Raw genomic sequence first — 26,183 nt, forward strand, 5'->3', positions numbered from 1 at the left:
CGGGGCCGCGCGCATGTTCTCGGATACCGATTTCGCCCACATGCAGCGCGCGCTCGCGCTCGCGGCGCGCGGCATGTACACGACCGCGCCGAATCCGCGCGTCGGCTGCGTGATCGTCAAGGACGGCGACGTGATCGGCGAAGGCTTCACGCAGCCGGCCGGCCAGGACCACGCGGAAGTCCAGGCGCTCAAGGACGCGCGCTCGCGCGGCTACGACGTCGCGGGCTCGACCGTCTACGTGACGCTCGAACCGTGCAGCCATTTCGGCCGCACGCCGCCGTGCGCGAACGCGCTGATCGATGCGCGCGTCGCGAAGGTCGTCGCCGCGATGGAAGACCCGAACCCGCAGGTGTCGGGGCGCGGCCTCGGTATGCTGCGCGACGCGGGTATCGACGTGCGCTGCGGGCTGCTCGCGCACGAAGCCGGCGAGCTGAACATCGGCTTCGTGTCGCGGATGACGCGCGGCCGCCCGTGGGTGCGGATGAAGACCGCCGCGTCGCTCGACGGCCGCACCGCGCTGCCCTCGGGCGAAAGCCAGTGGATCACCGGCGAGGCCGCGCGCCTCGACGGCCATGCGTGGCGCGCCCGGGCCTGTGCGATCCTCACCGGTATCGGTACCGTGCGCGAGGACAATCCGTTGCTGACCGTGCGCGGCATCGACACGCCGCGTCAGCCGCAACGCATCCTGGTGGACAGCCGCCTCGACCTGCCGCTCGACGCGCGGCTGCTCGAAGGCGCGCCGTTGCTGATCTTCTGCGGCCGGCTCGACGCCGCCGGCGAACTACGCGCGAACGTGCTGAAGTCGCGCGGCGCGGAAATCGTGCCGCTCGCGAATGCGCACGGCAAGGTCGACCTGCCCGCGATGTTGGCGGCGCTCGGCGCGCGCGGCGTCAACGAGCTGCACGTCGAGGCCGGCCACAAGCTGAACGGTTCGCTGCTGCGCGAGCGGTGCGTCGACGAATTGCTGGTGTATCTGGCGCCGAGCCTGCTGGGCGCCGACGCGGCCGGCATGTTCGATCTCGCCGCGCCGGCCAGCCTCGATGCGCGCACCCGGCTGTCGTTCCACGGTATCGAGCGGATCGGCGACGACCTGCGCATCCTCGCGCGTGTCGCGCCGCCCGACGCCGCTCACTGAACGGAATCGCCACGATGTTTACCGGAATTGTCGCGGCCGTCGGCCGCATCGAAACGATCGCCCCGCTCGGCACGTCCGCCGATGCCGGCGTGCGCTTGACCGTGCAGGCCGGCGGGCTCGATCTCGCCGATGTCGCGCTCGGCGACAGCATCGCGATCCAGGGCGCATGCATGACGGTGATCGAGAAGACCGACACCACGTTCGACGTCGACGTATCGCGCGAAAGCCTGAACCGGACGGTCGGCCTCGCGCAGCCCGGCGAAGTGAATCTCGAGAAGGCGCTGCGCGCGCATGACCGCCTCGGCGGGCATATCGTGTCGGGCCATGTGGATGGCCTCGGTACCGTGTCGCGCTTCGCACCGGTCGGCGAATCGCACGAACTGCGGATCGTCGCGCCGCGCGAACTCGGCCGTTATCTCGCGTACAAGGGGTCGATCACGGTGAACGGCGTCAGCCTGACCGTCAATACGGTCGACGATCGCGCGGACGGCTGCGAATTCTCGATCAACCTGATTCCGCATACGGTCGAAGTCACGACGCTGCGTCACGTGAAGGCCGGCGACAAGGTCAATCTCGAAGTCGACATGATCGCGCGATATGTGGAACGGATGCTGTCGGCGTCGCAGGGCGTTCATCAGGACTGAACAAGCAGATCCTCTGTATATGGAATGACGGCTGGCGATTCGGCATTGTTCGGTCGCCACGGCCCCCTCGCTCCTCCACTCACAGGCCGCCGTGCCGTGCCGATCGTGTGCGGTAACCGAGCTGGCGCCGCCGGGCATTGCTCGTGCCCTACTTCGTGCCGTGCCGCTACGGCGCCGGCCATCCGAAATGCCAGCATCGCGATCCCGTTCGCTCGATGGCCGTCGGGCCAGCCGGCACCTGGCCGAACGGCCAACGACGCGCACGGGGCATGCCGTCGCGCTAAGATGCGTCGACAGCGGTTTCCACGCCGCCACGTACGACGCGCCGCGTAGCGGCTGCCCTTCTTCCCACTGGAGTCGTCCCCATGTCCATCTCGATGTACCAGGCTTCGCTGCCCGTCCTGATCCGCGGCCTCACCAACCTGCAGCACATCCTCGGCAAGGCGCAGGCGCATGCGGCCGAAAAGCAGATCGATCCGTCGGTATTCGTCGGCGCACGCCTCTACCCGGACATGCTGCCGCTCGTCCGCCAGGTGTACATCGCGACCGATACGGCCAAGGGCTGCGCCGCGCGGCTCGCCGGCGCCGAGATCCCGAGCTACCCGGACGTCGAGCAGACCTTCGACGAGCTGCACGCGCGCATCCAGAAGACGATCGACTACCTGAAAAGCTTCGACGCCGCGCAGATCGACGGCAGCGAGACGCGCCAGATCGTGCTGAAGATGCGCGTCGGTCCGATCGAGTTCACCGGCCAGTCGTACCTGCTGAATTTCGTGCTGCCCAACTTCTTCTTCCACGTGACGACCGCATACGACATCCTGCGCCACAGCGGCGTCGAACTCGGCAAGCTGGACTACCTCGGCGGGCGCAACGAGCAAGCGTGACGCGCGGCCGGGCAACGCCCGGCCTGCAACCGTCCGCGCCCGCGCGCAGGCCGGCCGCAGCGCTTTCCGGAGCACGCGCCGGCCCCGTGCGGCCCGCGCCAGCCGAAACGCCGTCCGGCTGGCGTAAAATACGCACTTTCCTCTTTCTCGCCCCCTTATGACGCTCGCCTCCACGCTCGACATCATCGCCGAGCTGAAAGCCGGCCGGATGGTGATCCTGGTCGACGAAGAAGACCGCGAAAACGAGGGCGACCTCGTGATCGCCGCCGAATTCGTCACGCCGGAAGCGATCAACTTCATGGCCAAGTACGGCCGCGGCCTGGTTTGTCTGACGTTGACGCAGGAACGCTGCAAGCAGCTTCACCTGCCGCTGATGACCTACCGCAACGGCACGCAGTACGGCACCGCGTTCACGGTCAGCATCGAAGCGGCCGAAGGCGTGACGACCGGCATCTCGGCCGCCGACCGGGCGCACACGATCGCCACGGCGGTCGCGCACGACGTGCGCCCCGAGCACATCGTGCAGCCGGGCCACGTGTTCCCGATCATGGCGCAACCGGGCGGCGTGCTCGTGCGCGCGGGCCACACCGAGGCCGGCTGCGACTTCACCGCGCTCGCGGGCCTCACGCCGGCCGCGGTGATCTGCGAGATCATCAAGGACGACGGGACGATGGCGCGCCTGCCCGACCTGATCGAATTCGCGAAGGAACACAACCTGAAGATCGGCACGATCGCCGACCTGATCCAGTACCGCAGCCGCACCGAATCGATCATCGAGCGGATCGCCGAGCGCACGATGCAGACCGCGCACGGCACGTTCCGCGCGGTGCTGTACCGCGACCAGCCGAGCGGCTCGCCGCACATCGCGCTGGTGCGCGGCGCCCCGTCGCCCGACGTCGATACGCCGGTGCGCGTGCACGAGCCGCTGTCGGTGCTCGATCTGCTCGAGACGGGCATCTCGACCCACTCTTGGACGCTCGACGCCGCGATGCGCGACATCGCGGAACGCGATCTCGGCGTGATCGTGCTGCTCAACTGCGGCGATACGAAGGAACACCTGATCGACGTCTTCAAGGCGTTCGACGAGGAAGAAAGGGCTGCCGCGCTCAAGCGCCGGCCGGTCGATTTCAAGACGTTCGGCATCGGCGCGCAGATCCTGCGCGATGTCGGCGTCGGCAAGATGCAGGTGCTGTCGAATCCGCGCAAGCTGGGCAGCATGTCCGGCTACGGCCTCGAAGTCACGGGCTTCATTCCGATGCCCGGCGGCGAAGCCAAGTCCTGCCCGGCGTCCCACGCGTAACCCGCCACGGCGCTTTCGCCCTATAACCGTTCATCCACACCACGGACCAGATCATGGAAATCGGACAATACCAACCGAATCTCGAAGGCGACGGCCTGCGTATCGGCATCGTGCAATCGCGCTTCAACGAGCCCGTGTGCAACGGCCTCGCCGACGCGTGCGTCGAAGAACTGGAACGCCTCGGCGTCACCGGTGAAGACGTGCTGCTCGTGTCGGTGCCCGGCGCGCTGGAAATCCCGCTCGCGCTGCAAAAGCTCGCCGAAAGCGGCCAGTTCGACGCGCTGATCGCGCTCGGCGCGGTGATCCGCGGCGAGACCTACCATTTCGAACTCGTGTCGAACGAGAGCGGCGCGGGCATCACCCGCATCGGCCTCGACTTCAACCTGCCGATCGCCAACGCCGTCCTGACGACCGAAAACGACGAGCAGGCCGTCGCGCGCATGACCGAAAAGGGTCGTGACGCCGCGCGCGTCGCGGTCGAGATGGCCAACCTGACGATGGCGCTCGACCAACTCGGCGACGACGAGGACGAAGAGGAAGACGAAGACGACGAAGAGGAGCGCGCATGAAGAAGAGCGCCCGCCGACAATCGCGCGAGCTGGCGACGCAGGGCCTGTACCAGTGGCTGCTGTCGAACGCGCCCTCCGGCGAGATCGACGCGCAACTGCGCGGCGCGCTCGGTTACGACAAGGCTGACAAGGAACTGCTCGAAGCGATCCTGCACGGCGTGATCCGCGAGCACGCGACGCTCGTCGAAGCGCTGGCGCCGTCGCTCGATCGTCCGATCGATCAGCTGTCGCCGGTCGAACGCGCGGTGCTGCTGATCGCGACGTTCGAGCTCACGCACCATGTCGAAACGCCGTACCGCGTGATCATCAACGAAGCCGTCGAACTCGCGAAGACGTTCGGCGGCTCCGACGGCTACAAGTACGTGAACGGCGTACTCGACAAGCTGGCCGCGAAGCTGCGCCCCGCCGAAACGCAGGCGCGTCGCAACGGCTGACGCCGCCGGTTGGTCCACGGGCGCGCAAGCGCCCGTTTTTCATTCTTCTCTCCCTCCGCCCTGCCCGCCGATGAATACCACCGCCGATTCGCTCGTCACGCTCGCCGCACGCGTCGACGCGATCCAGCCCTTCTACGTGATGGAACTGATGAAGGAGGCACAGCGTCTCGAGTCCTTGGGGCGCGATGTTATCCACATGGGCATCGGCGAGCCGGATTTCACCGCGCCGGAGCCAGTTGTCGAGGCCGCCGCGGCCGCGCTGCGCCGCGGCGTCACGCAGTACACGAGCGCACTCGGCATCGCGCCGCTGCGCGAGGCGATCGCCTCGCACTATGCGCACGCGTACGGCCTCACGATCAGCCCGGAGCGGATCGTCGTCACGGCCGGCGCATCGGCCGCGCTGCTGCTCGCGTGCCTTGCGCTGGTCGGCCGCGACGACGAAGTGCTGATGCCCGACCCGTCGTACCCGTGCAACCGGCACTTCGTCGCGGCGGCCGAAGGTCGTCCGGTGCTCGTGCCGAGCGGCCCGGACGCGCGCTTCCAGCTCACCGAAAACGATGTCCGCACACGCTGGAACGAGCGCACGCGCGGCGTGCTGCTCGCGTCGCCGTCGAACCCGACCGGCACGTCGCTCGAACCGGACGAACTGAAGCGGATCGTCGAAGCGGTGCGCGCACGCGGCGGCTTCACGATCGTCGACGAGATCTACCAGGGGCTCAGCTACGACGTCGCGCCCGTGTCGGCACTGTCGTTCGGCGACGACGTGATCACCGTGAACAGCTTCTCGAAGTATTTCAGCATGACGGGCTGGCGGCTCGGCTGGCTCGTCGTGCCGCCCGCGCTCGTCGGCACGTTCGAGAAGCTCTCGCAGAACCTGTTCATCTGCCCGTCCGCACTCGCGCAACATGCGGCGCTCGCCTGCTTCGAACCCGCGACGCTCGACATCTACGAAACACGCCGGCTCGAATTCAAGCGCCGCCGCGATTTCATCGCGCCGGCGCTGGAGCGGCTCGGCTTCACCGTGCCGGTGATGCCGGACGGCGCGTTCTACGTCTATGCGCATTGCGGCGGCGTCGCGCACCCGGCGGCGGGCGACAGCGCCGCGCTCACGCAGGCGATGCTGCACGACGCTGGCGTGGTGCTGGTGCCTGGCATGGACTTCGGTGTCCATGCGCCGCGGGACTATATCCGCCTGTCCTATGCGACCGCCTACTCGCGGCTCGAAGAGGCGGTCGACCGGCTCGGGACGCTGTTCGGGCAGCACTGACACCGCGCCCGGCGCATCGGGCGCTTCACGCACCGCAAAAAGAAAAGGCACCCGAAGCGGGTGCCTTTCTCATGCCCAGTCGTGCCGGCCGAAGCCGCGCGGCGCCTGCGACGTTACGCGCCGAGCTCCGAATGATCGGCGTGCGACTGCTTCGCGGTATCGACGCTCGCGTCGTCCTGCGACGCGGCCTCCTTCGGCGCCGCCTTCACCGAGGTCGTGCCGTCGAGCGTCGCATGCACGCGCTTCGCGCCGCCGGCCGAGGCCGTCACGGCAGCAGCGGTGACGATCGGCTTCGCGGGTTGCGCGGGCGCCTGCGGTGCATTGATCGGCACGCTGCGGCCACGCGCGACGTCGCGCAGGCGGCCGCGCTCGGCCATCACCTTCGAGCCGTAGCCGTTGTCGTCGGGGTTCGTCGAGCCGTTGTACAGGCGCAGGCCGTTCGCGAGCGAGCCGCCGCGCGCAATGCAATCCTTCAGCACCAGTGCACCGACCTGCAGGTTCGCGAGCGGCTGCAGCGCGGTGTCGGTGCCGCCGAAATACTCGAACTTGTCGGAATGGACCTTCGACATGACCTGCATCAGCCCCTTCGCGCCGACGCCGCTTTCGGCATACGGGTTGAAGCCCGATTCGATCGCCATCACGGACAGCAGCAGCAGCGGATCCAGGCCGACGTCACGACCGGTCTGGAACGCGGCCTTGACGAGTTGGCCGAGCGGCTCCTGCGCGACGCGGTAACGGCGCGACAGATAAGTGGCAACGAGCGCCTGTTCGCGGTTCGACGCGAGCGCGCGGTCGTCGCGGGCATCGGCCGCCACGCGCTGAATCGGAATCAGCTTGGCCAGTGCGACCGGCGACGGGCCGGTGCGGGCAGGATCGGACGCATCGCCCTGCGCGCCTTGAGCGCCCTGGGCGGCGGTTTCCGGCGCGACATCGAGGCCGACCGCCAGCGCATCCGTTTCGGGACTATCTTCCTGCTGCGGCTGCGCACCGGCAGGCGCGAAGTTCGGCAGCGGATGGCCGGACAGCAGACGGGCCGGACCGGCCTGCACGGCCGCGGATACGACCGGCATCAGCTTCGCGGCAAGCGTGCCGCGGACGGTTGGCAGCAGCCACAGTGCAAGCGCAACCGCGACAGCGAAACAGCCGACAACGCTGAATAGATGGTGACTGACACGCGTCCCGCGACGCAGCAAGTTGCGCACGATTTGCGCATGCTGCTCAGTGGGACGCCACGATAACCAAGCGTTCATTCAGATCATCTCCCATGAACATGACTCGTGCGGCTCGCTCAGCTCGATGGCGAGACAGAAAACGCGCCGCGGAATCACGACGCCGCACGCCTTGGTTGGGACGCGCAAGCATCGGGGAAACGGTATAAGTACCGTTCGAGGCCACGGTGTAAGAGGGCCGGCGCCTTCGCACATTGGGCGAGGCGGGCATACGCGGTGGCACCCACGCAAAAAACCAGCGTCTGGTGGCGCTGGCTGGGACTACGACATAAGCCGTCGAAGACGCCGTGCAGGATTCGGCGGACGGTGACGCGCTGCGTCAAAGATCGGTGATTGGCGGCTCGAAGCCTTTTACCCTGCAGCCAATGTGAGCGGATTCTAGCAGGGTTTTATAGATCGTCAACACTATAAAAACTCAAATCTATAACAAAAAGTAATTTAAAACCCCTCTTCAGAACGCGAGCCCCGTGCCGTAGGGGGTTTGCGCGAGACCGACTTTTTCTCCGGCGGGCGGCCGCATGGCTGCCCGGGGTAAAATCGTCGGTCAATTCGGGGTCGCAGCCGGCCGCTGCCCCGCCCATCGCTGCCCGTTCATACGGGTGGCCCGGACCTTCTTCATGAAATACAAAGACTTACGCGATTTCATTCAGCGCCTCGAGGCGCTCGGCGAACTGCGGCGCGTCACGCAATCCGTGTCGCCCGTGCTCGAAATGACCGAGCTGTGCGACCGCGTGCTGCGCGCCGGCGGTCCCGCGCTGCTGTTCAACGCGCCGCCCGGCAATGCATTTCCGGTGCTCGGCAACCTGTTCGGCACGCCGCGCCGCGTCGCGCTCGGGATGGGCGTCGATGCGGGCGACGATGCCGCGCTCGGCTCGCTGCGCGATCTCGGACGCCTGCTGTCCGCGCTGAAGGAACCCGATCCGCCGAAGAGCCTGAAGGACGCCGGCAAGCTGCTGTCGCTCGCGAAGGCGGTGTGGGACATGGCGCCGAAGTCGGTGTCGTCGCCGCCGTGCCAGGAGATCGTCTGGGAGGGCGCCGACGTCGACCTGAACAAGCTGCCGATCCAGACCTGCTGGCCCGGCGATGCGGGGCCGCTCGTCACGTGGGGCCTGACGGTCACGCGCGGTCCGAACAAGTCGCGCCAGAACCTCGGCATCTACCGCCAGCAGCTGATCGGCCGCAACAAGCTGATCATGCGCTGGCTCGCGCATCGCGGCGGCGCGCTGGATTTCCGCGAATTCGCGCTGCAGAACCCCGGCAAGCCGTATCCGGTCGCGGTCGTGCTCGGCGCCGACCCGGCCACGACGCTCGGTGCGGTGACACCCGTGCCCGATTCGCTGTCCGAGTATCAGTTCGCCGGCCTGCTGCGCGGCAGCCGCACGGAACTCGCGAAGTGCCTGACGCCCGGCGTCGACACGCTGCAGGTGCCCGCGCGCGCGGAGATCGTGCTCGAAGGCTTCATTCATCCGCAGGAAGGCGCGCCTGCCCCCGCTCCGGCCGGCGCGCCGCCGCGACCGGCAGGCAACGCGGCGGCCGCGTACGAACACGCGCTCGAAGGGCCGTACGGCGACCACACCGGTTATTACAACGAGCAGGAGTGGTTTCCGGTGTTCACCGTCGAGCGCATCACGATGCGCCGCGACGCGATCTACCACTCGACCTACACGGGCAAGCCGCCCGACGAGCCCGCGGTGCTCGGCGTCGCACTGAACGAGGTGTTCGTGCCGCTGCTGCAGAAGCAGTTCACGGAAATCACCGATTTCTACCTGCCGCCCGAAGGCTGCAGCTACCGGATGGCCATCGTCCAGATGAAGAAGAGCTACGCGGGCCACGCGAAGCGCGTGATGTTCGGCGTGTGGAGCTTCCTGCGGCAGTTCATGTATACGAAGTTCATCGTGGTCGTCGACGAGGACGTGAACATCCGCGACTGGAAGGAAGTGATCTGGGCGATCACGACGCGCGTCGACCCCGTGCGCGACACGGTGATGGTCGACAGCACGCCGATCGACTATCTCGACTTCGCGTCGCCGGTGGCCGGACTCGGCTCGAAGATGGGGCTCGACGCGACCAACAAGTGGCCGGGCGAAACCAGCCGCGAATGGGGCCGCCCGATCGAGATGGACGCGGCCGTCAAGGCGCGCGTCGACCGGCTGTGGCAGGAGATCGGCCTCTGACGCCAGGCGGCCGGTGCCTGCCGGCCTGCGCATCGCAATCGCAATCGCCGCAAATACCCAGAAGATGAGCTTTCCGCCCGCCTCCATGCTGTCCGACGGATTCTTTCTGTCGCTATCGTTGTGTCTCGACATCGGCCTCGTGAACGTCGCGATGCTGTCGCTCACGCTATCGCACGGCTTCCGGCCGGGCTTCTGGCTCGGCGTCGGGTCGTGCGTCGGCGATCTCGTCTACGCGGCGCTCGCGCTCGCGGGAATGGCCGTGCTGCTGCAGTTCGAGCCCGTGCGCTGGATCGTGTGGATCGGCGGCGGCGCGGTGCTGCTGTTCCTCACGTGGAAGATGGCGCGCGAAGCGCTGGCGCCCGCCAAGGCGGCCGACGACAACGCGGACGATGCAGCGCCGCCGCGGGCGAGCGCACGGCGCAGTTTCGTGCGCGGGATGCTGCTCGCGATGTCGTCGCCGAGCGCGATCCTGTGGTTCGCCGCGGTCGGCGGCGCGCTGATCGCGAAAGCCGGTGCGACCACGCCGGCCACGGCGTCGGTGTTCCTGTCGGGCTTCTTCCTCGGCGGCCTCGCGTGGACGCTCTTCATGTGCACGCTCGCGAGCCAGGGCCGCAAGCGCGCGGGCGCCGGCCTGATGCGTGCGTGCCACATCGCGTCGGCGCTGCTGTTCGCGTATTTCTCGTACAGCGTGATCGTCGGCGGCTACCGCGACCTGATCGTGCACGCGGCGTAATCGCGGTCGCGCTGCCGCGCCGGCCACGGCGCCAAACAGCGGCCCCAATGAAAAACGGCGCAACGCCCCTCGCGGGACGTTGCGCCGTTTGGCCGCGCGCGGTCAGGCCGCGCGGGACGAATCAGCGACGCCAGTAGCCGTGATGGCCCCAGCCGCCGTAACCATGGCGCCAGTACGGGCGACCGTAGTAGCCCCCGACGACCACCGCGGGCGGCGGCGCATAGTAGGCCGGCGCCGGCGCGTAATAGACGGGCGGGGGCGGCGGCGCGTAATACACGGGCGGCGGCGGTGCATAGACGGGATACGCGGGTGCGACCGGGATACCGATGCCGACCCCGATCGACACGTGAGCCTGCGCGGCGCTTGCGGCGCCCAGGCCCAGCGCGGCGGCGGCGATGAACGGAACGAGCTTTTTCACTTCGATTCTCCTGCTGGAGCGGTATGTTAGGCGCTCCTGTCGGCAACGGCGGGCATGCACGTCGCATGCAAGCAATGTAGCGAAAACCCGCCCCGCGCGTATCGTGCATTTGTTGCAAATTGCAATTGCACGCGCCCGACACCGCCGTGCGGCGCGGCGTCCGGCCGGAGCGGCGAGCCTTGCAGGTCGCGCGATTCCGTCCGATGAGTCGGGTCGCAACAAAATGGGCGGTCAGTCTTACCGAATCGGCCGCGCGCAGCGGGCACGCTTGCGTAATGAACGATTACAAATTTGAGACAAGATGCCGACATTTCAAGCGGGATGCGAGGCACGGTGTTTGGGGTCCGATACTCCATCATGACTCGGCTGCGATGCCGAACTTCGACGCGTACACGGATCGCACCGTATACCGGTAATTCATACGTGCATCCGTCCCTGCGCCTTCCACGACACCGCCGTCATTCCTGCGATACTGGCGGTTGCTTCGTTTTCGCTTACATCCGCCGCCATGCCGCTTCCCGACATCCCCCGCCTCGGCTTTATCGGCGCCGGCCGCCTCGCGCGCTGTATTGCGCAGCGTTTCGCGCAGGCCGGCTTCCCGGTCGTCGCGATCGCGAGCCGCACGCCCGCGTCGGCCACCGGCCTCGCCGCACGCATCGACGGCTGCCGCGCGGTCGACACCCCGCAGCAGGTGGTCGACGCCGCCGACCTGATCTTCGTGACGACACCCGACGATCACCTCGCGTCGAGCGCTGCGGCGCTGCGCTTCGACGCATCGCGCGCCGCCGGCCAGGCCCTCGTCCATTGCAGCGGCGCGTCGGCGGTCGCGCTGCTCGATCCGGCGAAGCAGCAAGGCGTGGCCACCGGCGGCTTCCATCCGCTCTATCTGTTCGGCGGCACCGATGCCGACCTCGCGCGCATCGACGGCTGCTCGGTCACGATCGAAGCGGACGGTGCGCTGCACGCGACGCTGCTGCGACTTGCCGCCGCACTCGGCTGCCATCCGCTGTCGATTCCGGCCGGCGGCCGGATGCTGTATCACGCGGCCGCGCACTACGCGGCGAGCTTCGCGCTGTGCGGCCTGTCGGAAGCGGTCGAGCTGTGGCGCGGCCTGGGTTTCGACGAGGACGCCGCGCTGCGCGCGCTGTTGCCGATGCTCGCCGGCACGATCGAGACCGCCCGCGACAAGGGGCTCGCGAATGCGCTGGCCGGGCCGGTATCGCGCGGCGACACGGGCATCGTCGAGCGCCAGCTCGCGCTGCTCGAGGCACGGGGCGGCGATCATGCGGCGCTGTACGCGCTGCTGACGCGCCGCGCGGTCGCGCTCGCGGCGAAGCGCGCGACGCCGCCCGCGTCGTTGCCGGCGCTGGCCGAAGCCGTCGAAACCTCGCTCGCACGCGTGGCCGCGCCCCCCTCCCCGTCGCGAGACGAGGCGTGATAAGGTGTCGGCCGATGCGCCGCCAACCGGCGTTGGCGGCCGCACGCTACTGACTGTATAAAAAGGATGCCAACGATGTTCGGCGAGATCGCCCGTTTTCTGCTCAATACCGTCTTCACGCTATTCGGCGCCGCGCTGATCCTGCGCGTCTGGATGCAGGCCGTTCGCGTGCCGCCGTACAACCCCGTCACGCAAGCCGTGCTGCAGGCGACCAACTGGCTCGTGCTGCCGCTGCGTCGCGTGATCGCGGGCGTGCGCGGCATCGACTGGGCCAGCGTCGTCGCCGCGCTGCTCACCGCGCTCGTCTACGTCGTGCTGATGGTCGTGATGGCCGGCTTCGATCCGGCCGCCGTGATCGCGACGCTCGTCGTGGTCGCGCTGCTCACCGTCGTGAAGTGGGCGCTCAACCTCGTGATCTGGATGACGATCCTGATGGCGCTGCTGTCGTGGCTCAATCCGCGCTCGCCGGCGATGCCGATCCTCTACCAGCTCACCGCGCCGTTCCTGAACCCGCTGCGCCGCGTGATCCCGAATCTCGGCGGCATCGACCTGTCGCCGATCCTGCTGTTCGTGATCGTGCAGGTACTGCTGATGATCGTCACGCGCGCCGCCGTGTCGCTGACGATGTTCGGCATCTGACCGGCGCGATGCCCTATGCCGCCGGCCCCTGCGCCGGCGGTGCGCCAAGCGTGTCGATCACGCCGAACTGCGCCGGCATCATCGCGTAGCACACCCGCACTTTCTCGCGCGACAGCCGCTCGAGCAGCCGCTGCGCTTCGTCCTCGGTGACGACGAATTCGACCTCGATCGCGAGCGAACCCTGCAGTTCGAAGAAGCGATCCTCGTGCAGCACGCGATGCTGGCCGAAACCGGCCATCGCGCGAAACGCGGAACCGCCCGCGACGCCCATCCGGTTCGCCTCTTCCAGCAGCCATTCCCACAGCGGCTTGCGGTGCAGCCGGTGCCGCTCGTGCACATAGAAGCGTAAAAAGACCCTGTCCATCGCCCCCTCCGATGGCGGCCCCGCTCAGGCCGCCGCGAGCCACGCGCGCGCGGTCCACATGCCGAGCGCCGTCAGCGCGAACGATCCAGTCAAGTGTAGGGCAGCCACCGCCAACGCCCATCCGAATTCGCCCTCGAGCGCGTGCGTCATTACTTCGACCGAATAGGTCGAGAACGTCGTGAGGCCGCCGAGAAAGCCCGTGATCACGAACAGCCGCCACTCGGGTGGCAACCCGACGCGGACCGTGAACACGACGGCGGCCACGCCGATCACGTAGCCGCCGATCAGGTTCGACGCGAGGGTGCCGAGCGGCACCGCGGGAAAGAAGGCGTTAAGCGCGAGGCTCAGGAACCAGCGCAGCAACGCGCCGAGCCCGGCGCCGACGAAGATCGCGACGATCGAATAGAACAAGGGCACTCCCGGTCGATGACGCAGCGCGGCTCAGCCGCCGTCTCCCGGTTACCCCGGGACCCTGCCTGTTGCCGGACCGCGCGGCGCGCGGACCGGCGGCACTGGTCGAACTGTATGCGGATTCGGCGCGCCCACGCAACGATGTCGGCCGGCAACGCGCAGGCCGTGCGCGGGCCCGCCCGCACGTTCATGCGCGTTTCCAGGCCGCGTCGAGCATGCTCAGCGTCGCCAGCGCGCCGCCCTTCAGCCCGATCACGTCCGCCCGGCGCGCATGCGCCTCGCGCGCATTGATGCGGATCACGTCGGCGCCGAGCCGTTCGCTCAGCAGACGCACGGTCGGAATCGCGGTGCCCGCGCCGATCTCGACCACGGCGACGCGCCCGGCCTGTGCGATCCAGTCTTCGAGCGCGCGCTCTTGCGCGTCATAGCGCGCACCGAGCCAGCCGGTGTCACCAAACATCAGGATGTTCGGCCGCGCGAGCCCGCCGCAGTATGGGCAGCGCGGCATGTCGCTCACGAGGCGGCACGTCGCTTCGTCGACCACCGGCACGAACGGCGCCGCGTCCCACGTGTCGTCCGTGCACGAGCGCAGGCATTGCATCGCATGAATCGAGCCGTGGATCTCGACGATGCGCGCCGGATCGAATCCGGCCTTCTGGAACTGGCCGTCGACGTTGCTCGTCAGCACGAAGCCGCCGTTCGGCATCGCGTCGATCCAGCGGCGCAGGATCGCGAAGCCCGCGTGCGGCACCGTCGCACGGTACAGCGCGAGACGGTGCCCGTAGAAGCCCCATGCGAGCGGCGCACGCGCACGAAACGCGTGCGGCGACGCGATCTCGTGGAATTCGAAACGCTCGTGGCGCAGCGCCGGATACGCGCGCCAGAAGCCGTCCGTCCCGCGAAAGTCAGGCAGCCCGGAATCGACGCCGATGCCCGCGCCGGCCGTAACAAGCAAGGCGTCGGCGCGTGCGAGTGCATCGACGGCGGACGCGACGAGATCGGCCGGAAGCGGCGCGGCGACGAAGTCGGCGGAATCAGCGGGATCGGAAGAAGACATGATGGAGAAGCAGTGGCGTCGAACGTTGCACGAGTGGCGTCGCGATCATACGCCGGTTCGAGGGCTGCGCTGCATCGGCCACGCAACGCGGCATGACGCTGCACGCGCGGCTACCGACGATGCAAATGCGCGCCGTCCGCAAGCGCCGCATCGGCGATGCCGCAACCCCACGCCCACGCTTGCTCAGTGAGCCGAATCGTCCTGCGCAACCGGGATCTCGTCGACCGCGAAATAGACCGGCTTGCCGAGTTGCCGCGCAAGCGCCACATCCGCATCCGCCCCGCGCGACGCGCCGTCGATGCGCAGCACCGCATCGCAACGTCGCAGCAGCCGGTGCGCGGCCGGATACAGGAAGGTTTCGCTGACGGCGTCGCCCACCTGCGTCGACCCGGCCGCGGCCGCGAGCGGCAACGATACCCATTCGCCGATCATCGGCACGTGCCCGCGGCGATACACGGCGAGCGCCGCCGCTTCCAGCCGGTGCAGGTTCGCGGCGATGCGGGCAGGGTCGCCGTCCGTGCCGCTGCGATAGGGGCCGGCGACCAGCACGAGCCGCGGCGTCATGCTGCGCGCACGCCGGCGGTTTCCCGCAGCGCGACGTATTGCAGCAGCATGATCGTCTTCGCATCGACGATCTCGCCGCGCTCGATCGCGTCCAGCGCCGCCTGCAGCGGCATCTCGACGACTTCGAGATCTTCGCCCTCTTCCGCGATGCCGCCGCCGGCACTCGTGCGCAGCGACGCATCGTATTCGCCGACGAAGAAATGCAGCTTCTCGGTCACGGAACCCGGGCTCATGAACGCTTCGAACACCTTGCGCACGCCACGCACGCGATAGCCGGTCTCTTCCTCGGCCTCCGCGCGAATGCGCGCCTCGGGCGTGTCATCGTCGAGCAGGCCGGCCGCCGCCTCGAGCAGCATGCCGTCGTGCCCGCTCACGAACGCCGGCATCCGGAACTGCCGCGTCAGCAGCACGTCGCCGGTCTCGGCATGGCGCAGCAGGATCGTCGCGCCGTTGCCGCGATCGTAGGTTTCGCGGCTCAGGCGCTGCCACGTTCCGTCACGGCGCAGGAAATCGAACGTCACCTTCCGCAGCACATACCAGTCGTCGGACAGCACCGTCGTATCGACGATGCGCACCCGCTCCCGCGTTGCAGCCATTGCAGCCTCCGGTTCGACAAAGGACGGCGCCCATGGTAACGTGCAGCTTCGTGCAATTTCAAGAATTTTCGTGCAAACACGATGCTGACGACGCAACGCAAGAAGGCGATCCTCGATGCGCTCGCGCGCGACGGCCAGGTACTGGCCGCCGAGCTGAGCGTGCAATTCGGCGTGTCCGAAGACACGGTGCGCCGCGATCTGCGCGAGCTCGCGGCCGAAGGGCTGCTGCAGCGCGTGCACGGCGGCGCGCTGCCGGCGTCGCCTGCCATCGCGCCGTTCGCGCAGCGCGAGGCGCTCGAATCCGCGGAGAAGCGGCGCATCGCGCGGCGCGCCGCGCAGATGATCGCGCCCGGCCAGGTGGCGATCGTCGACGGCGGCACGACCTCCGCGCTGCTCGTCGAGCAGTTGCCGGCCGACCTGCGCGCGACGATCGTCACGCACAGCCCGAGCGTCGCGGTCGCGCTGGCCTCGCATCCGTCGATCGACGTGATCCTGATCGGCGGGCGGCTCTACAAGCACTCGATCGTCGCGGTCGGCGCGGCGGCGATGGAGAGCATCGCGCGCATTCACGCGGACCTGTACTTCATGGGCGTCACGGGCGTCCATCCGGTCGCGGGGCTGAGCACCGGCGATTTCGAGGAAGCGGCGATCAAGCGCGCGCTGGCCGAACGCGCGGCCGAGACGGTGGTGCTCGCGTCGCAGTCGAAACTGCGCGCGGCGTCGCAGTTCGTGATCGGTGACCTCACGCTGGCGCAGACGATCGTCGTCGAGAAGGAAACCGACGCCGCGCTGACGAAGCCGATCGAGGCCGCGGGCGTGACGGTGGTGCGCGCGTAGCACGCGGGGCGCTCGTACGCGCCGAATCGATTGCGGGCCGCACCGCGCCCGTGCCGAATCCATGTCAGCGTGCTGACAGGCACCGCTTGCTAACATGGGTGATCACCCGATCGCCACGTGCTAGCCGCCCGATGCCCCCGCCCTCCATCACGACGCCTCAGGCACCGCCCGCCGGCGACGCACCGCCGCCGGGCATCCTCGCGCTGTTCATCGCGTTCGCGCAGATCGGCCTGACCAGCTTCGGCGGCGGGCTCAGCGGGCGGATGATGCGCGACTTCGTCCACGAGCGGCGCTGGCTCGACGAAGAGGCGTTCCTCAACGGCCTCGCGCTGTCGCAGGCGTTGCCGGGCGTCAACGTGAAGAACCTCGCGATCTGGATCGGCTACCGGCTCGCCGGATGGCGCGGCGCGGTGGCCGGCTTCACCGGCATCATCGCGCCGCCGGCCGTGCTGATCGTGCTGTTCGGCATCGCGTTCTCGACCCTCACGCGCTTTCCGCTCACGCATGTCGCACTCGCCGGCGCGGCGGCCGCGGCGATCGGGCTGTCGATCTCGATGGCGATCACCGCGGTGCGCCGGCTGCCGCGCCGTGCGCTGCCGTTCGCGGTGATGACGCTCACCTTCGTGTCCGTCGTGGTGCTGCACTGGCCGCTCGTGTGGACCGTGCTGATCGGCGGCACGCTGAGCGTCGCGCTCGAATACCGCCGTGCGGCCGCCGCGCCGGTCGGGAGCGACGCACGATGAATGCGTCCGCACGTTACGCGGCACTGTTCGGCGTGTTCGCGCCGCTGTCGATCGCGACGATCGGCGGCGGGCAGGCGGTCATCGCGGATATCCAGCGGCAGGTCGTCGACGTGCATCACTGGATGAGCGCCACGCAATTCGTGAACGACTTCGCGATCGCGCGGATGGCGCCGGGCCCCGGCTCGCTGCTGGCGACGCTGATCGGCTGGCAGGTGGCCGGTTTCTGGGGCGCGGTGATCGCGACGCTCGCGCTGTTCGGCCCGACCGCGTTCCTGATCTATGGTGTCGCGCATCTATGGCGGCGACACCGAGGCGCACGCTGGCAAATCGCGCTCGAAGCCGGCCTGCGCCCGGTCGCGGCCGGCATGATCCTCGCGTCGGTATGGGTGCTGCTGCAGGCGCTCGACGGCGGCTGGGCCGCCCGCGCGATCGCGGTTGCGTCGACGCTGTGCGTGATCTACACGCGCGTTCATGCGTTGTTGCTGATCGCGGTCGGCGCGCTGCTGCTCGTGGGTGTGCACACGCTTGGCGGGGTGTAGCGCGTCGCCGCCGTCATTGCACCGGCCGTCGCGTAATCGTCTAGGCCCCACGAAACACCGGCGCACGCCGCTCCGCGAACGCGCGCAACCCTTCGTCGAAATCCGCGCCTTCGCACGCCAGACGACGCAGCTCGGTGATTCGTTCGAATGCGTCGGCCGGCAACGGCCGTGCATCCTGCAGCACGCGCAACTGCTCCTTCACCGCGTGCACCGCGAGCGGCGCCTTCGCGGCAATCGTGCGCGCGACGTCGAGCGCCGCGTCGTCGACCCCGCCCGCGTCAGCCAGCCGGTTCACGAGCCCGTGATGCGCGGCGCGTTCCGCATCGAGCGGCTGCGCGCAGAAGAACATCTCCTTGAGCACATGGATCGGCAGGTTGTCGTGGAAGCGCAGCAGGCCGCTCATCGAATACGGCAGGCCGATGTTCGCGGGCGTCATCGCGAAACGCGCGTCGCGCGCCGCGACGACGAGATCGCAGCTCATCACGAGATCGACCGCCCCGCCCCACGCCGATCCGGCCACCGCCGCGATCACCGCGCCCGGATAGGTCCGCACGCGCCGCAGCGCGCGTTCGAGCGGTTTGCCGTACGCGAGCGGATCGCGGTCGTCGGCCAGTTCGCGCAGGTCGTGCCCCGCGCTCCACACGTCGCCGCTGCCGTCGTTGGACAGGATCACGACCGGCGGCGGACGGTGCCCGGCCAACGCATCGAGATGCTCGCCGCGAGCGTGCGCACGCGGCCGAAGCGATCGGCGAGCGGCCCCCAGATGAACGACAGCCCCCAGCCGATCAGGAACAGCGCGAACAGGATCGAGCCGTACATCCCCAGGTTCGCGGGCGTCGCCGCGATGCCGGACGCCGGCAGCAATTCCGTCAGCGCGGGAATCAGCACGAGCGCGTAGATCACCGAATCCACGCCGTCGAGCACCCAGCCCGCGTACACCGCCCAGAAGCCCTTGACCTGCTCGCGCGTGAGCGGCGTGCGCCGCGGCTTCGCGCCGGCCGCCGGCGCGTCGATCGCCTTGAACATCTTCGTCTCCTTGCCGGCGGGGCCGGCTCTTGCGCCGCGTCCGGTCCGGAATGGCCGGCAGTCGGGCTCTTTTGTGAGACGAGTATAGAAACGCTATCGATCGCTGAAAAATATGATATTCATCTTGCTCGATCGGATTAGCTTATGGCTCGAATCGGGCACGATTCGGGCTTGAATCGGGAGACGGCGGCGATGGACTTGAGACAGTTGCGCTATTTCGTGAAGGTCGTCGAATGCGGCAACGTCACGCACGCGAGCGAGGCGCTGCACGTCGCGCAGCCGGCGGTGAGCCAGCAGATGCGCAATCTCGAGCAGGATCTCGGGATGCAACTGCTCGAACGAAGCGTGCGCGGCGTCGCGCCGACCGCCGCCGGCCGCACGCTGTACCGGCACGCGCTCGAGTTGCTGCGCCAGGCCGACGGCACGCGCGAGCTGCTGCGCCGCGACGCCGACACGCCGCAGGGCCGCGTGACCGTCGGCATGCCGTCGAGCACCGCGCGCGTGCTGGCCATTCCGCTCGCCCGCGCCGTGCGCGACCGCTATCCGGGCATCATGCTGGAGCTGATCGAAGCGCCGAGCGCCGACCTCGACACGCTGCTCGAACGCGCGCGGCTCGATCTCGCGATCGTCGTCGATGCGGTCGACACGCGCGGGATCGCGATCCACCGGCTGCTGACGGAAACGCTGTACCTGATCACGTGGCCCGGATTCCCGGTGCCGGACGCGCCCGTGCCGCTCGACGCGATCGCGCGGATGCCGCTCGTGCTGCCGAGCGCGCCGAACACGATCCGCAACCGCGTCGACTGGGCGATGCGCGAGGCCGGGCTGTCGTACGAGATCAGCTTCGAGGCGAGTTCGACCGGGCTGCTGTTCGCGGCCGTGATGGCGCAGCTCGGTGTGACGATCCTGCCGTGGACCGCCGCGCACGTCGAGATCGAGGAGCGCAAGCTCAAGCTGTCGACGGTCGCGCACCGGCTGTTCGCGCGCGACCTGTCGCTGTGCTGGCACGACACCGCTCTGGTCAGCAACGCGGTGCAGAAGGTGAAGGCCGAAATCGTCCGGCTGTTCGATACGCTCGGGCAGCGGCCGGAATGGGCGGCCGGGGGGCATTGACAATGGCCGCCGGCACCCCTTAACGTAGCTCCATCCTAACCATCACCGGTTCAGCTTAAGAGGTTGTCGGCCCGCTCGTGCTCGACACCTCCGCCTTCCTCGAAGGCCTGCTGCTTGGCGCCGGCCTGTTCACGTCGGTCGGTCCCAAGGACGCCTTCGTCATCAAGCGCTCGCTTTCGAGCCCTCACCTGCTCTCCATCGCGCTCGTCTGCGCAGGCAGCGACGCATTGCTGATCGTGCTCGGCGCGCACGGGCTGTCGGCATTGCTGTCGCGCCATGCCGCCGTGGTGGCGGCCGCGCTGTGGGCCGGTATCGCGTATCTCGCCGGCTACGGCCTGCTCGCGCTGCGCTCGGCGCTAGCGAACCCACGCGGTCGCGCACGCTGCTCGCGACCGCCGCGGTTTCGCTCCTCAATCCGTATGCATGGATCGATACGGTGCTGCTGCTCGGGACCGTGATCGTGAGCCACGCGCCGTCTGCCCGCGCGCCGTTTGCGATCGGCGCGATGACTGCGTCGCTGGCGTGGTTCCTGATGCTCGTCCATGGCGCACGCGCGTGCCGTGCGTGGTTCGCCCGTACGCTCGCGTGGCGCGTGCTTGATGGCTTCGTCGCGGTGATGATGCTCAGCTTCGCGGCGCGTTTCGCGATCGACGCGCTTTAGGCGTCAGCGGCCCGATACCGATATCGCGCGGAACGCGTCGTGCGCGCGGGCATGCAGCTCGAATCCGATACCGGGCGCCTGCGGCACGCGCGCGTATCCCGCGTCGACGATTTCGCCATCGGCGAGTCCGCTGAAGGGTTCGAATGCGAACGGGCTGACTTCCGCGCCGCCGAGCCCGAGCGCCGCGACGACGTGCAGCGAGAACAGATGGCCGCCGTGCGGCCAGAACGCGTCACGCCGCCAGCCGCGCGACACGAAGTGATCGACGATCTGCAGATAGCCCGGCAGCCCGTAGCTGTGCACCGGATCGAACACCAGTACGTCGCGGTCGTTGCGCAAGCGGCCGTAACGGTCAAGCAGCTTTGCTTCCGCGAGCGAGAACAGCGCTTCGCCCGCCGCGATCGGCGGTGCGTAGCGCGCGGCAACGTCTGCCTGAAGCGGCAGATCGAGCGGGTCGCAGATGTCCTCGAACCACCACAGATCGAACGGCGCAAGCATGTCGGCCGCCTCGAAGGCGGTCGTTGCGTCGTACGTGTTCATCGCATCGACCGCGAGATGCGAAGGGCCGGCCAGCTGCGCGGCCGCGGCATCGATGCGGCGCCGGTCCTGATCGAAATCCGCACCGCCGATCTTGATCTTCGCGTGCGTGTAGCCGAGATCGACGATCCGGCGCATCTCGTCCGACAGGCGCGCGAGGTCGTCATGCGGGTAGCGGTAGCCGCCACCCGCGTACACGCGCACGCGTGGTGCTGCCGTGCGTTGGAGGCGCTCGGCGAGCAAGCGATGCAGCGGCAGGTCGGCGATCTTCGCGGCGGCGTCCCAAATCGCCATGTCGAGCGTGCCGACCGCAACGCAGCGTTCGCCGTGCCCGCCCGGCTTCTCGCCGGCCATCATCGCGCGCCACGCGCGGAACGGGTCGAGGTTCGTGCCGGCTTCGTCGGCGAGCGTGTCGGCGGCGGCGAGCAGACGCGGCGCGAACCGTTCGCGGATCAGGCCGCCCTGCGCGAAACGGCCGATCGACGCGTAGCCGTAGCCCGTCACCGGGCGGCCGTCGCGCACGACGTCGGTGACGACCGCGACGACACTTGTCGTCAGGCCGCCGGACGGAATCGCGGGATCGGCATAGCGGGACACGGGAATCGCACGTTCGTGGATCGCGGTGATGCGCATGGTCAGGGCTCCGGTGGGGCGTCCGGCGTCCGGGGCAGGCGGAAGGTTCATGCGCTGCAGCGGAAACGATGGGCGGATCGCTGCATCTTAGGGGTTTGCGCGACGGCGTGCAGGGCCGGCGACGAGCGTATCGTGTCGTCGTCAGCGCACAACCCGGCGTCGCATTCGTCACGGGTTGCGGTCGGATAGCGGGCGCGGGTGCGCGCGCCGAGCCTGTGACCGGGCTCGGCGCACCGCTTCCGAACCGAGTCGAGTTGGGTCGAGCCGGAATCCTCGGTTGCCGTCCCGGCTTCGGGAACCGGGAAGATGTGTGGCGCGTGGGTTGAGTCGAATCGACCGACCCGTCAGGCAAAGACGAAGTACTTGCGCACCGTCTCCACCACTTCCCACGTGCCCTTCATGCCGGGTTCGATCACGAACACGTCGCCAGCTTTCAAGTGCTGCGGCTCCTCGCCTTCCGGCGTGATGATGCAGTAGCCATCGAGGAAGTGGCAGTACTCCCATTTTTCGTAGTTCACCTCGAACTTGCCCGGCGTGCAGATCCAGGTACCCATGATCTTGCTGCCGTCCTTCGAGACGTACGCGTTGAGGTTCACGGTGTGCGGATCGCCGCCAATGCGCTTCCACTTGGTCGCGTCAAGGACAGGCGTCGGGCAGGTTTTGCGCAGAACGGTAATGAAATCGGACATGTCGGCTCCAGACTGACGATCGTGTGAGAGGTCTGTCACGTTAGTTCGAAAGCCTTACCCCGGCTTGCATGCTTCCGACACCGACTCGTCTATTTTCGACATTGGGTGGCGTGTAAGCGCGCCGCCATCGCGTTTGTAGTCGGGCCTCGGCACCGCAGCGCCGCTCTCGTTACTGCCGACTTGCGGGCGCGTAGCCGGCGCATCGAGCGGCTGCGTGCACCCCGAGCCCGAAGCCCGTTTGCCGGCTGCTCCAACACATCACTTGTAACATCACGGCCAAACCCTGTACAATCACCCGTTCTGCGGGCGTCGTATAATGGCCATTACCTCAGCTTCCCAAGCTGATGACGTGGGTTCGATTCCCATCGCCCGCTCCACTGCATCGTTCCAGGGAATTCTGAGGAAGTCCAAGAGGCATCGTAAGTCGTTGATTCTGGTTGAGTTTTCGACACCTCGATGTTCCAGTGGGCTCCACGGAAATCCACCTGAAGCCACGACGTTTATGTCCATTTTTGTGTCCATTTTTGCGGGCACGACGGCTTCCGGATTGTTGCTAGGGCGCTGAGGTCGATGGGTTAAGCATCTGGTTCCTGACTCATGTTCAGGAGCTAGAGCATGGCACTCTCAGACTTGGTGGTCCGCCAAGCCAAAGCCACCGGCAAGGCCTACACACTTCCAGACATCGATGGTCTCTCCCTGGCCGTGACGGCCACGGGCAGCAAGAGCTGGCACTTCCGTTACTACTGGATGAAGGAGCCCAAGCGCATGTCGCTGGGCACCTATCCCGAGGTGTCCCTTCGTGAGGCACGCGCCCTGCGTGACGAGGCGCGCGCCTTGGTGGCCAAGGACATCAACCCGCGCCTTCACCGCAAGCAAAAGCGCGCCGCGGTCAAACTCGCCGGTGAAAACACCTTCGAGGCGATCTACAAGAAGTGGCTTGCCCACCGCGAACGCGGCCTCAAGAAGGGCCGGCAGACCACCCTCTCGATCCTCCCTCGCGTCTTCGCCAAGGATGTGCTGCCCTTGCTGGGCAAGCGCTCGATCTACGACATCAAACGCCCTGACCTGCTGGAAGTGATCGCCAGGATCGAGCGGCGCAAGGCGCTCTCCGTCGCCGAGAAAGTCAGGACGTGGTTCAACCAGATGTTCCGCTACGCGCTGGTGGTCGTGCCGGGCCTGGAGCAGAACCCGGCTTCCGACCTCGACGTGGTGGCGCTGCCGCTGCCCCCGGTGAACCACAACCCGTTCCTGCGCATGGCCGAGTTGCCGAAGCTGTTGCAGCGCCTGCGCAAGTATCGTGGCCGGCTGCAGACCCAGCTCGGTCTGCGGCTGCTGCTATTCACCGGCGTGCGCACGGGCGAGCTGCGCCTGGCGACGCCGGATCAGTTCGACCTCGATCGGGGCCTCTGGATCATCCCGCCCGAGGTCGTGAAGCAGCTCCAGGTGGACATGCGCAGGAAGCGCCAGTTGCCCAAGGACATTCCACCCTACATCGTGCCGCTGTCGGTGCAGGCCATCGAGATCGTCCGGCACCTGCTCGAACAGCTCAAACCGGCCCAGCACTATCTGTTCCGCCACGACAGCGAGTTGAAGAAGCGCATGAGCGAGAACACGCTCAACGGCGCGCTCAAGCGCATGGGCTATCGCGACCTGCTGACCGGGCACGGCATCCGGGGCACGATGTCCACCGCGCTCAACGAGATCGGCTACCCGAAGGTGTGGGTGGACGCGCAACTCTCGCACGTCGATCCCAACAAGGTCAGTGCCACCTACAACCACGCCGAGTACGTCGAGCAGCGGCGGCGGATGATGCAGGATTGGGCCGACCGGCTCGATCTCTTCGAGCAGAACATGGTCGAGGCAGCGAGCATGCCGCTCACCATTCATTTGGAGGGCGTGCCCGTCCTCTCGGATGAGGAAGCCGCGAGTGCGCCACCCAAACCAGCGGCCGCGTCGGCGCCGCTCCTGATCGTGACCAGGCCGGGAGACGCGATGCCACTGGTGTCAGCCGAGACGCATCGGCTGCCCGCAGTGCCGTTGCCGCGTTCCGTCATGGAGGAACCGCTGTCCGACATACAGCGCCAGCGGATGGAACTGGTCGATGTCTTCGAGGCACCACACAACCTGCCAGTCGCCGAGTACGCGAAGATGGCGGGCAAGTCCCGCCGGTGGATCAGCTACGAGATCAAGGCCGGCAACCTGCTGGCGCTGAACCTGGGCAACCGTGGTCAGCGCGTGCCGGATTGGCATCTCGATCCGGTCAAGCACGCGCTGATCCAGGCGGTCCTCAAGCTGACCAGGGGCGCCGACCCTTGGCAGATCTACAACGCGCTCCTGCAGCCGCGCGCGAAGCTGCGCGGCGGCTCGGCTCTGGAAAGCGTCAGTGCCACAAATCTCGACAAGATCATCATGGCGGTGAGCACGACGGTGAAGGAAAGCGAGTGGTCCCCGCAGCAGGTGGCGTTTGCGTAGCGCGCCAGCGCCCAGCAGTGCGCGCCCCTGTCTCAGGACACGGAGCGCGCGCGGCGGGCGAATCTTTCCTGGGGCTCGGTCAAGGACGAGGACGGGCGAAGCAGGTAGGCCATCACGATGATGGGTGCGCCAGCCAATGGCCGCGCGGCGATGCCGCGACGCAGGTAGCAGGTCAGTCTCGCGGCGGGTGCGACGGCAATGCCGTAGCCCGCGGAGACGAGCGTCATCGCCATGTCGAAGGTGCTGACGGTCTGCTCATGGCCCTGCGGTGCATCCTCGACCAGGCCATGCGCCACCGCGCGCCACGGCTCGTCGGCCGTTGACTGCGCGCAGATCAACGGCTGCTTGAGCAGCTCTTGGCGAGGCACTTCACGGTAGGACAGCAGGTGCGAGCGCTTGGCGACGGCGACTGCCAGCGTGTCATGCCACAACGGCTCGCACACCCAGCCTGGCCACTCCCAGGCGGCTGTGGACAGGGCCAAGTCAAAGTTATCGTGCGGCAGTTCCTGCGCCTGCGCTGTGGAACTGCATCCGATCAAGGCGGTGGCGGTCTCTGGCTCTTCGGCGCGCTGCAACGCCAGCAAGTCGGCAAGCGGTGAAGGCACCCACTCGCCGAGCACAGCCACCCGGATTTCAGTGGAGGCATCGCTCGATTTCACGTCCAGTTCCTCCAGGCAGTGAACTCGCGGCGACCGATGAAGTCGCTTCTATTGAGTTAAGTTTAACGTGGTTTATATCGTGTCAATCCTCGACGCTTTTGGCAATGCAAAAGCGTTCGATTCAAAGAGGCCGGCCCACCGGGACAACAACCTACGAAGCGGAACCAGCCATCGCGTTTGGGGCCTCCGTGCGCGAAGAAAGAACCAGTCAAGGCATCGCCCAGGAAACGCTGGCTCATCTGTCAGGAATCGAGCGTTCGCACATGGGAAAGATCGAGCGTGGCGAGCATGTCCCCACGCTCCCCCTCATTCTCAAAATCGCCCGTGCGCTGAAATGCAGTTCTGCCCACTTGATGGCGCTGACTGAAGCCAAGCTGGCAGAGACGGCTCCGCCTAAATCAGCGGACTGAAGCCGGCC

Annotated in this window: 27 protein-coding genes, 1 tRNA gene and 3 pseudogenes; 19 read left to right on the forward strand and 12 right to left on the reverse strand. The window is 67.7% G+C overall.

From position 1 onward, the window contains the following. The first annotated feature begins 13 nt into the window (after positions 1–13). From ribD to HWX07_RS11440, 7 genes are all read left to right on the forward strand, one after another. Positions 14–1,135, forward strand: a complete 1,122-nt coding sequence (gene ribD / locus HWX07_RS11410) for a bifunctional diaminohydroxyphosphoribosylaminopyrimidine deaminase/5-amino-6-(5-phosphoribosylamino)uracil reductase RibD (RefSeq protein WP_175876361.1) — start codon at positions 14–16, stop codon at positions 1,133–1,135. A gap of 14 nt (positions 1,136–1,149) precedes the next feature. Then, positions 1,150–1,779 (forward strand): riboflavin synthase, encoded by a 630-nt coding sequence (locus HWX07_RS11415; RefSeq protein ID WP_175876362.1) that lies wholly within the window; start codon positions 1,150–1,152, stop codon positions 1,777–1,779. A 365-nt stretch (positions 1,780–2,144) separates the two neighbouring features. Next, positions 2,145–2,663, forward strand: coding sequence for a DUF1993 domain-containing protein (locus tag HWX07_RS11420; RefSeq protein WP_175876363.1), 519 nt, complete (start codon positions 2,145–2,147; stop codon positions 2,661–2,663). Between the two features lie 157 nt (positions 2,664–2,820). Next, a complete protein-coding gene (gene ribBA, locus HWX07_RS11425; protein ID WP_006476660.1) occupies positions 2,821–3,963 on the forward strand; it encodes a bifunctional 3,4-dihydroxy-2-butanone-4-phosphate synthase/GTP cyclohydrolase II in 1,143 nt (380 codons plus the stop codon). A gap of 53 nt (positions 3,964–4,016) precedes the next feature. Continuing rightward, positions 4,017–4,532, forward strand: coding sequence for a 6,7-dimethyl-8-ribityllumazine synthase (gene ribH / locus HWX07_RS11430; RefSeq protein WP_006476661.1), 516 nt, complete (start codon positions 4,017–4,019; stop codon positions 4,530–4,532). Continuing rightward, positions 4,529–4,966 (forward strand): transcription antitermination factor NusB, encoded by a 438-nt coding sequence (gene nusB / locus HWX07_RS11435; RefSeq protein ID WP_006476662.1) that lies wholly within the window; start codon positions 4,529–4,531, stop codon positions 4,964–4,966. Before ribH ends, nusB begins: the two co-directional genes overlap by 4 nt. Positions 4,967–5,036: 70 nt before the next feature. Further along, complete coding sequence (locus HWX07_RS11440; protein ID WP_175876364.1) at positions 5,037–6,233, forward strand: pyridoxal phosphate-dependent aminotransferase; 1,197 nt, start codon at positions 5,037–5,039, stop codon at positions 6,231–6,233. Between the two features lie 113 nt (positions 6,234–6,346). Here HWX07_RS11440 and HWX07_RS11445 read toward each other — a convergent pair whose 3' ends face one another. Next, positions 6,347–7,483 (reverse strand): transglycosylase SLT domain-containing protein, encoded by a 1,137-nt coding sequence (locus HWX07_RS11445; RefSeq protein WP_124463771.1) that lies wholly within the window; start codon positions 7,481–7,483, stop codon positions 6,347–6,349. A 596-nt stretch (positions 7,484–8,079) separates the two neighbouring features. Between HWX07_RS11445 and HWX07_RS11450 the strand changes: the two genes are divergently transcribed. Together HWX07_RS11450 and HWX07_RS11455 are read left to right on the forward strand one after the other, a co-directional pair. Continuing rightward, entirely contained in the window at positions 8,080–9,636 is a 1,557-nt protein-coding gene (locus HWX07_RS11450) for a UbiD family decarboxylase (protein ID WP_175876365.1), read from the forward strand. A gap of 64 nt (positions 9,637–9,700) precedes the next feature. Then, complete coding sequence (locus tag HWX07_RS11455; RefSeq protein ID WP_175876366.1) at positions 9,701–10,369, forward strand: LysE family transporter; 669 nt, start codon at positions 9,701–9,703, stop codon at positions 10,367–10,369. 121 nt (positions 10,370–10,490) lie between these two features. On the opposite strand, the gene HWX07_RS11460 is transcribed toward HWX07_RS11455, so the two are convergent. After that, positions 10,491–10,787 (reverse strand): hypothetical protein, encoded by a 297-nt coding sequence (locus HWX07_RS11460; RefSeq protein WP_059836887.1) that lies wholly within the window; start codon positions 10,785–10,787, stop codon positions 10,491–10,493. Positions 10,788–11,295: 508 nt separating this feature from the next. Between HWX07_RS11460 and HWX07_RS11465 the strand changes: the two genes are divergently transcribed. Beyond that, positions 11,296–12,225, forward strand: a complete 930-nt coding sequence (locus tag HWX07_RS11465) for a DUF2520 domain-containing protein (protein WP_175876367.1) — start codon at positions 11,296–11,298, stop codon at positions 12,223–12,225. Between the two features lie 75 nt (positions 12,226–12,300). Continuing rightward, positions 12,301–12,864 carry a YggT family protein gene (locus HWX07_RS11470; protein ID WP_006488584.1) on the forward strand — a complete coding sequence of 188 codons (564 nt, stop codon included), beginning with the start codon at positions 12,301–12,303 and terminating at the stop codon, positions 12,862–12,864. Positions 12,865–12,877: 13 nt separating this feature from the next. Here HWX07_RS11470 and HWX07_RS11475 read toward each other — a convergent pair whose 3' ends face one another. The 5 genes from HWX07_RS11475 to HWX07_RS11495 form a co-directional block, all read right to left on the reverse strand. Next, positions 12,878–13,228, reverse strand: coding sequence for a DUF190 domain-containing protein (locus HWX07_RS11475; protein ID WP_006476669.1), 351 nt, complete (start codon positions 13,226–13,228; stop codon positions 12,878–12,880). Between the two features lie 24 nt (positions 13,229–13,252). Further along, entirely contained in the window at positions 13,253–13,639 is a 387-nt protein-coding gene (gene crcB / locus HWX07_RS11480) for a fluoride efflux transporter CrcB (protein WP_011544810.1), read from the reverse strand. 187 nt (positions 13,640–13,826) lie between these two features. Then, positions 13,827–14,696, reverse strand: coding sequence for a Sir2 family NAD-dependent protein deacetylase (locus HWX07_RS11485; RefSeq protein WP_175876368.1), 870 nt, complete (start codon positions 14,694–14,696; stop codon positions 13,827–13,829). 183 nt (positions 14,697–14,879) lie between these two features. Continuing rightward, a complete protein-coding gene (locus HWX07_RS11490) occupies positions 14,880–15,260 on the reverse strand; it encodes a DUF4406 domain-containing protein (RefSeq protein WP_175876369.1) in 381 nt (126 codons plus the stop codon). Further along, on the reverse strand, positions 15,257–15,856 hold the full coding sequence (locus HWX07_RS11495; RefSeq protein ID WP_175876370.1) for an NUDIX domain-containing protein: 600 nt from the start codon (positions 15,854–15,856) through the stop codon (positions 15,257–15,259). The genes HWX07_RS11490 and HWX07_RS11495 overlap by 4 nt, the downstream gene beginning before the upstream one ends. Positions 15,857–15,937: 81 nt before the next feature. Here HWX07_RS11495 and HWX07_RS11500 point away from each other — a divergent pair, with 81 nt between their 5' ends. The 3 genes from HWX07_RS11500 to HWX07_RS11510 all read left to right on the forward strand — a co-directional run bounded on the left by HWX07_RS11500 (position 15,938) and on the right by HWX07_RS11510 (position 17,975). Then, positions 15,938–16,693, forward strand: coding sequence for a DeoR/GlpR family DNA-binding transcription regulator (locus HWX07_RS11500; RefSeq protein ID WP_175876371.1), 756 nt, complete (start codon positions 15,938–15,940; stop codon positions 16,691–16,693). A 131-nt stretch (positions 16,694–16,824) separates the two neighbouring features. After that, positions 16,825–17,436 (forward strand): chromate transporter, encoded by a 612-nt coding sequence (locus tag HWX07_RS11505; RefSeq protein WP_175876372.1) that lies wholly within the window; start codon positions 16,825–16,827, stop codon positions 17,434–17,436. Next, positions 17,433–17,975, forward strand: a complete 543-nt coding sequence (locus HWX07_RS11510; protein ID WP_077218809.1) for a chromate transporter — start codon at positions 17,433–17,435, stop codon at positions 17,973–17,975. Before HWX07_RS11505 ends, HWX07_RS11510 begins: the two co-directional genes overlap by 4 nt. Before the next feature lie 40 nt (positions 17,976–18,015). Here the strand turns inward: HWX07_RS11510 and scpB are convergent. Continuing rightward, positions 18,016–18,687 (reverse strand): annotated as a pseudogene (gene scpB, locus HWX07_RS11515) (methylmalonyl-CoA decarboxylase); the annotation flags it as partial. Next, positions 18,684–19,001: pseudogene (locus tag HWX07_RS11520) on the reverse strand (MFS transporter); the annotation flags it as partial. The pseudogenes scpB and HWX07_RS11520, both read right to left, overlap by 4 nt. A 192-nt stretch (positions 19,002–19,193) precedes the next feature. Between HWX07_RS11520 and HWX07_RS11525 the strand changes: the two are divergent. Further along, entirely contained in the window at positions 19,194–20,114 is a 921-nt protein-coding gene (locus HWX07_RS11525; RefSeq protein ID WP_012328063.1) for a LysR substrate-binding domain-containing protein, read from the forward strand. Positions 20,115–20,191: 77 nt separating this feature from the next. Next, positions 20,192–20,775 (forward strand): annotated as a pseudogene (locus tag HWX07_RS11530) (LysE family transporter). Positions 20,776–20,778: 3 nt separating this feature from the next. On the opposite strand, the gene HWX07_RS11535 reads toward HWX07_RS11530, so the two are convergent. Together HWX07_RS11535 and HWX07_RS11540 are read right to left on the reverse strand one after the other, a co-directional pair. Continuing rightward, positions 20,779–21,945: an enolase C-terminal domain-like protein gene (locus tag HWX07_RS11535; protein ID WP_175876373.1), complete on the reverse strand. Its 1,167-nt coding sequence runs from the start codon at positions 21,943–21,945 to the stop codon at positions 20,779–20,781. Positions 21,946–22,289: 344 nt separating this feature from the next. Beyond that, entirely contained in the window at positions 22,290–22,634 is a 345-nt protein-coding gene (locus HWX07_RS11540; protein WP_006496617.1) for a cupin domain-containing protein, read from the reverse strand. 302 nt (positions 22,635–22,936) lie between these two features. On the opposite strand from HWX07_RS11540, the gene HWX07_RS11545 reads away from it, so the two are divergent. Continuing rightward, positions 22,937–23,011 (forward strand) — tRNA-Gly (locus HWX07_RS11545). 238 nt (positions 23,012–23,249) lie between these two features. Beyond that, entirely contained in the window at positions 23,250–25,106 is a 1,857-nt protein-coding gene (locus HWX07_RS11550) for an integrase arm-type DNA-binding domain-containing protein (RefSeq protein WP_004265627.1), read from the forward strand. A gap of 32 nt (positions 25,107–25,138) precedes the next feature. Here HWX07_RS11550 and HWX07_RS11555 read toward each other — a convergent pair whose 3' ends face one another. Beyond that, positions 25,139–25,765 carry a LysR substrate-binding domain-containing protein gene (locus HWX07_RS11555; RefSeq protein ID WP_003454711.1) on the reverse strand — a complete coding sequence of 209 codons (627 nt, stop codon included), beginning with the start codon at positions 25,763–25,765 and terminating at the stop codon, positions 25,139–25,141. 104 nt (positions 25,766–25,869) lie between these two features. Here HWX07_RS11555 and HWX07_RS11560 point away from each other — a divergent pair, with 104 nt between their 5' ends. Beyond that, a complete protein-coding gene (locus HWX07_RS11560) occupies positions 25,870–26,175 on the forward strand; it encodes a helix-turn-helix transcriptional regulator (protein ID WP_003454714.1) in 306 nt (101 codons plus the stop codon). Positions 26,176–26,183 lie beyond the last annotated feature (8 nt).

It is taken from the genome of Burkholderia sp. BCC0097 (assembly GCF_902832985.1).
Lineage (GTDB): Bacteria > Pseudomonadota > Gammaproteobacteria > Burkholderiales > Burkholderiaceae > Burkholderia > Burkholderia orbicola.